At 36.3% G+C, this 7,132-nt stretch carries 1 pseudogene; it reads left to right on the forward strand.

The features are described 5' to 3' along the window. A pseudogene (locus ACJROP_RS05550) lies at positions 1-7,132 on the forward strand (hypothetical protein); the annotation flags it as partial.

A 7,132-nucleotide genomic window follows, 5' to 3' on the forward strand; every position in this document is an offset into this window, starting at 1 on the left:
TTTCGGTGCAATTTACAATGAGAAAAATACTGGAACTGTATTTTTGGATAATGTAACCATTAGCAACTGTAATCTTGCAAGTGCAAATGGATTAATTACCACTAAGGGAAACATGGAAATAAAAAGGTCTAAAATTGTTGACAATTACGTTTACAGGGATCTTGCTGTTGCAGGATTGTTCTTTGTAAACGGAGCTAAAACTGTAACTATTGAATCAAGCATTATTGCCGATAATTCAGAACCAAATCAAATTCTCTCAGCAAACAGTGCAAGTGCAACTTACAATTTAAATTATAACAATATTCAAGGAAATACTTTTAAAAACGCATTTGTTTATTCAGATGGAACTTACACTTTAGATGCTAACTGGTGGGGTTCAAATGATAAACCTGCTGATGTTGCTGCAGACACTTGGGTAGTTGAAAACAATGGTGAATATACATTAAACACTGGTGATGCTTTAGAAAAAGAGATTCCTGGACTTACCGATGAAGGTGGAGATGAACCTGGACCTGAAATTAACTACATTTATGTTTCACCGGACGGTGACGGTGACGGTTCAAGCATAGACTCCCCAACAGATTTCGAAACCGCTTTGCAAATCGTACCTGAAGGAGGATCCATTTTCTTATGTAATGGTGATTATTCAGTATATGATGCAATTTTCATTCCTAAATCAGTCAGTTTTGTTGGTGAAAGTCGTGATGGTGTACAACTTGATGTATCTGGAGGTTTTGCTATTGCAAATCCGGAAAATCCTTTTGATGAAGAGTATACTGTTGATTCTGTTTCATTCTCAAAAATGACTATAGAAGGTAGCGATGCTGATACAGTTGTTTATGCTTCAGCCAATGTTAATGAATTGAACATAACCGATTGTGTGATTTCAGGTGTAAATAATCATCTTGTAAGTACTGGTGTTAGTGTCATGAGCGAACCTATGCAAACAACTGGAACCTTAAACTTCAAGAGAAACATTTTGCAAGCTACTACTTCAAGTACATTATGGATTACAGGCAATTGGAATGCAAATATCAACAACAATCTATTTTTAATTCCAACTGAAGATGTTGTGATGGTCGAATCAACAGGCGATGTTAATGTTGACTACAACTACTGGGGATCCAGCAATCCAACCTCATCAGTAGAGCCTGATGTCTGGATTGAATTCACAGCCAATGCAAACCCTTCTGAAATCTACAGTGACGAATCTTCAGATATAACTGTTGCGGCTGTTTTAAATGATGGCAGTGACGCAAGCAGCTACCTTCCTGATTATTCAATTCCAGTAACCTTAAGTGCTAAAGGCACATTAAGTCAAAATGAATTTGATTTAAATGATGGTCCTGCTCAAGCAACATACACAAGTGATGTTGCACGCAGTGAAGACATCAAAGCATACGTATTAACTGAAACATTAACAATCCCTATCACAGTCAAAGAAAGATACACTGGAATCATTTATGTAGATACTGCTGGTAGCGATGATAATGAAGGTTCCATTGATGCTCCTGTAGCAACTATTGGTAAAGCTATCGAACTTGCAAACGCAGGTTCTCACGAAATCATCATAAATGAAGGAACCTATGTTGGAAACGGATATCATGTAACTGATGACTTGACTGTTACTGGTAACGGCAAAGTCACTCTTGATGCAAACAATGAAGGCAGATTATTCTACATGAACTATGGAGACACCGCTAACAAAATCGAATTGCATAATTTAGTGCTTACCAATGCTAACGGCTTCGGAGCTGCTGTTTACAGTTTAGCTAATGAATTGATTTTAGATAATGTAACTGTAGTTAACAACCAAGCTTCCAATTATCTTATTACAAGCAAAGGTAAATTAACCATTAAAGATTCTGAAATTTCAAACAGTATGAGTGGAGATGTAATCCAACAGACTGGTAATGGAGACATCTTAATTAATAATACTGTATTCAAAGACAACAGTATTATGGATTCTACATCTGTAATGGCTGTTATTAACCTTAACTCAAACAGCGGAAACTTAGTAATTGAAAACTCTAAATTTATCAATAACACTGCAAGACAAGGTGTTATTAAAGGTAATTATAATTATAATATTGATGTAAAAGGAACTGAATTTATTGATAATACAAACGCAGCTTCCTATGGTGGAGCAATTTACACAACTGGTGGTACATTAGACATAACTGATTGTGTATTTGTTAACAACAAAGCTGCAAGATCTGGTGGTGCTATTTATGTAGGCTACCGCTCAACCGCAACTGTTGATAAATCAATATTTGTTGACAATGTAGCAAATACTATGGATGACGACTACTATGGTGATGCAATATACAATGGCAACAAACTCACCGTAAACAACTCTGTATTATTAACTAATGCTGATAATTTCCTTATTTACAATGATGGTGAAGACAATGTTGTAAACGCTCAAAACAACTGGTGGGGAACTAATGATGACCCTTCATCCTTAAATGGTGTCGGATATTATGAAGATGACGATTGGGAAGAATATGATTGTCCTCCTGTTGACGTATCCAACTGGGTAACTATGAATGCAACTTTCACTCCTAGCGATGCACAAGCTGGCGACGAAGTAACCGTTACCGCTACATTCAGCAACGCTAACTTACCTGACGGCATTAATGTAACATTCACATCCACTAGCGGCAATTTAAACACTGTCGTTTCTACTGTGGATGCTCAAGCAAGCACAACCTACACTATCGATGCAAATGATGAAGCTATTGTTGCAACATCAACCAATGCAGTAGTTGAAATGCCTATTGAAGAAGGATTCACAACAAATATTGTAACTAATGATACATTCTACAATTTCTTTGATGATTCAGGTATGTTAAAAGATACTGTTCCATTTGATGAGTTGATTTTCCAAGGCGTATTCTCTGATTTAGCTGCTGGTTATGTAATCATCGATAAACCTGTTACAATAACCGGTGACGAAGCTGTATTAAGTGACATGGGAATCATGATTGCTTCTGGAAATGTTGCTGTAGATAACTTAACTTTAATCGCTACCACTTCCTTAGGTAGTTTAATCACTGTCACTGAATCTAATGTTGATTTAACCAACTTAATCATTTCTTACATCGTAGATAATGATGAAGCAATTGCAATTGATGTTAGAGGAACAGACACAATTTCTGATGTGAATATATTGAATAACAGCATTTACTTCGAAAGCCATGTAAGCAATGACGAAGGATATGCTACCGCAATCAACTTGGAAGATGTTGAAGATGTCGTTGTAGACGGTAACACAATTTATGCTCGTGTTCCTGCGTTATTAGTAGAAACATACGATTACACATACTTCATGATGGGATTAGTTTATGTAAACCCTATCAGAATATATGAAGCATCAGGTCTTGAATTCACCAACAACAATGTTGATGTAACAATTAATGACTGTACTGCAAGCTATCCTACTGCTCAGGCAATATACCTTGTTGGTTCTGAAGATGTTTTAATCAAAGGTAACAACTTTACTATGATTGATACTGAAACTCCTCTTGGAACTTCAATCTACTTATATGCTGTTGAATGTGGATTCAATGATGGCATTTCATTTATTGAAAACAACTTCAATATTTCAACAACAGGCGGTAAATCCGGTGCTGGTTCAGCATACGCATTACAAATCGCTACCAGTGAAGTTACAATAATCGGAAACAACATTACTTGTGATTCAAACGGCCCTAACCTTGGTATTTACTCACCTTACGGTTTCGGTGTAGCAAAAGACATGGATATTGAAAACAACTTCCTTAACATTACTGGTTATGTTGCTACTAATAATGAATTTGGATTAATTTCAGGTATTGAAATACAAACTGGTTATGCAACCATTTACAATAACACCATTTATTCCCAAAATAAAGGTGATTATGATGATACTTACCCAGTTTCAGGTATAAGTGCAGTTCAATACAGTGCATCAACTTTAACCTTTGATATTAAGGATAATGAAGTATACACCAACGGTAAATATGCTGTAGAAATGTTGTATCCTCCACAATCTGCTGTTGTGGTTAATAACACATTGTATGCTTATGAATTAACTGGTGATGCTTCTGTATACATTAAATCCGGTGACAATAATGAAGTGCATGATAACCTTCCTGCTTTAACTAATGTTGTTACTAATGATACTTTCTTCAGGTACTTCGATGAAAACGGTAATTTATTGGATGCTATTACATTCGATGAGTTAATCTTCAATGGAACTTTCTCCGACTTAACTGACATGATTGTATTTAACAGAGCTATTAATGTCACTGGTGAAAATGCAGTATTAGATAACATTGCAATTAGAATTGCTGCTGCTGATGTAAGTTTATCTGGATTTGCTTTAAACGCTGATAAAGAGTTTGCAACTAATGACGGTGCTTTAATCTATGCTACTGGTGCCAATATTGAGATTAGCGATGTAGTTGCTAATTATGTTGCTCCTAGTGAAGCAGAAGCTATTGCTATTTATGCAAATGCTGCTGAAAACTTTACTTTAGTCAACTCTGAAATTATCTACGAAGCCACTAACCCTGGTTCCAATCATAATTACGGATTAGAAGTACGTGACTCAAACAATGCAAACATTGAAAATAACATAATCACTGCTGTTTTACCTGCTGTTGATGTTTCATACAGTTCAACAGGTATTGATGCAGATTTAGTACTTGCTGTTGGTATTCAAGGCGGAAATAACATTAACTTCACTGCTAATACAGTAGATGTTACCACTAATGGTGGTGTTGGTTATTATCCTACTATTGATGTTGTAATGATTGCCGGTACTAATAATGTTTTAGTGAACTGGAATAACATTACTCACATTGATACTACTACTTCTGATGTTGCAAGATACTACTACAGTGTGGATTTACATGGTATAACTGGTGTTGTTGAGAATAATAATTTACTTGTGAACACTACTTCAGGTATTGACCGTACTGGTACTGCTTATCCTATCCAATTAACCGGACCATTTACAGTTACTGTTAATAACAATAACTTAACTTCCATTTCTAAAGGTCCTAATGCGGGTATTTATGCATCTAATTGGAACGGTCCTGGTGATTTAACTGCTACAGGTAACAATATTAATGTAACCGGTTATGCTACTGCTGGCGGTTATGCTTTAGTAGCTGGTATTGAAGCTGAAATTGATTTAGCTAAAGTCTATAATAACACAATCAATGTTTATAACCTTGCTGAATATGCAGATACCAACCCTGTCTATGGTGTAAGTATGACATCTTCATACATGAGTGCAGCTCCTTCTGCTGACATTAAAGACAACACCATTACTGTTGATGGTAAGTATGCAGTTTACTATGCAAGTGCAGAAAATACCAATGTAACCGACAACACTTTATATGCTCATGTCTTAAAAGGGGATAATGCGGTTTCCGTTCCAGATGGCAATCTTGTTGAAAACAACCTACCTGTACCTGAACCTGCTGATATAATTATTGAAGCGGATCCTGTTTGGATAGGTTCTGACGGCACTATTACTGTTACTGTTGCTAATGCTACTGGTACTGTAACTATTGAAATCAACGGTAAATCTTACCCTATTGACTTAGAAGACGGTGTTGCTACTCAAAATATTGCAGCTGAAGACTTAGTTAATGGTGAAAATGCCATTACTGTTACATATGAAGGTCCTGAATTCGCATCTAACAATGCTACTGCTATATTGGCCGTTCTTGATGGTGTTGTAACTCAGGAAACTTACATGTACTACTTCAACCAAGAAGATTCTGGTAAATTATTCGATTGTGTCCCTGAAGGAGCTACTTTAGACTTCCAAGGCTCCATCATTAATCCTGATCAAGCTATTAAAATCTGGTTCAATGTAAACAAACCTGTTAACATTGTTTCAACCACTAATGATGCATACATTGACTTGAACACTACAGCAGGCAGTTTACTTGGTGAAAACCCAGGTAACCGTTTCACTGTTAGCTATAATGGTTCTTGGTCCAACATTACTGGTATTAACTTCCACAACACTCAATTATGGATTGCTAATACCCATCATGTTGTTTTAGACAACATTAGTAATGTGATTGAAGATCAAAGAGTAGGTTCCGGTGTAGGTGCTACTAGTGTAAGAGAAAACTGTACTTACGTAACAGTCAAAAACAGTTACTTCTACACAAGAAACAACGGCGGTTCCTCATCCTTAGTAATGGCTTGGGCTGACTACTGCACATTCGACAACAACACTATTGAAGTTGAAGGAAACGTTGGAAACATGATTTACTTGACCACATTCAATGTAAATGTTCCATCCGGCGTAGTTGCAAATGTTCACAACAACATTACAAACAACTACATCTTCAGTCCTAATAATGGTGCAGCTATCTGTTGGGCTCTTGTACTTTCAGGTTCAGACAACTTGATTGAAAACAACACAGTCGAATACAAAGGTGTAGGTATTACTACCCAATACGGTTCATCCGCTTCACCTAACAACACTTACAGAAACAATGTAATGCTTAATGGAAGTTCCATGAGCGTTTTACCTGATTCAGTACTATACAACAACACTATTTCAGGTGCTTTGACTGTAGGTGCAAATAGTGTTGCTTACAATAACACTGTTGGCGGTAAATTGAATGTTGCTCAAGGCGCTCATGTTTACAATAACACTGTTGCTGGCGGTTTAGGAACTACCGGTACTGATTCCATTATAGAAAACAACACTATTACTGGTGCTGTTACTATCAATAAAGTTGGAACTACTTTCATTGGAAACGATGTTAAAGGTACTGTAACCGTAAGTGCAAACAACAACGTAATTAAAGGAAACAACATTACCACTGATGGTACTTATGCTGTTGATTTAGGATCAAAAACTGGTAACAATGTAACTGAAAACTACTTAATTGCTAGTGAATTAAAAGGTGATGCTGCTGTTAAATTCACTAATGCGAATAACATTGTTGAAAACAACTATCCTGTTGTCACTGTTTTAACCGCTGAAGACATTAATATGACTTATAAAGATGGTTCTGCTTGGGTTATTACTTTGACTGATGGTGTTAATCCTATTGCGGGTGCTGCTATTAAAGTTGGTATTTATGGTAAGGTTTATAATCGTGTGACTGAT

Source organism: Methanobrevibacter sp. (assembly GCF_045220775.1).
In the GTDB taxonomy this organism is placed as follows: Archaea; Methanobacteriota; Methanobacteria; order Methanobacteriales; family Methanobacteriaceae; genus Methanocatella.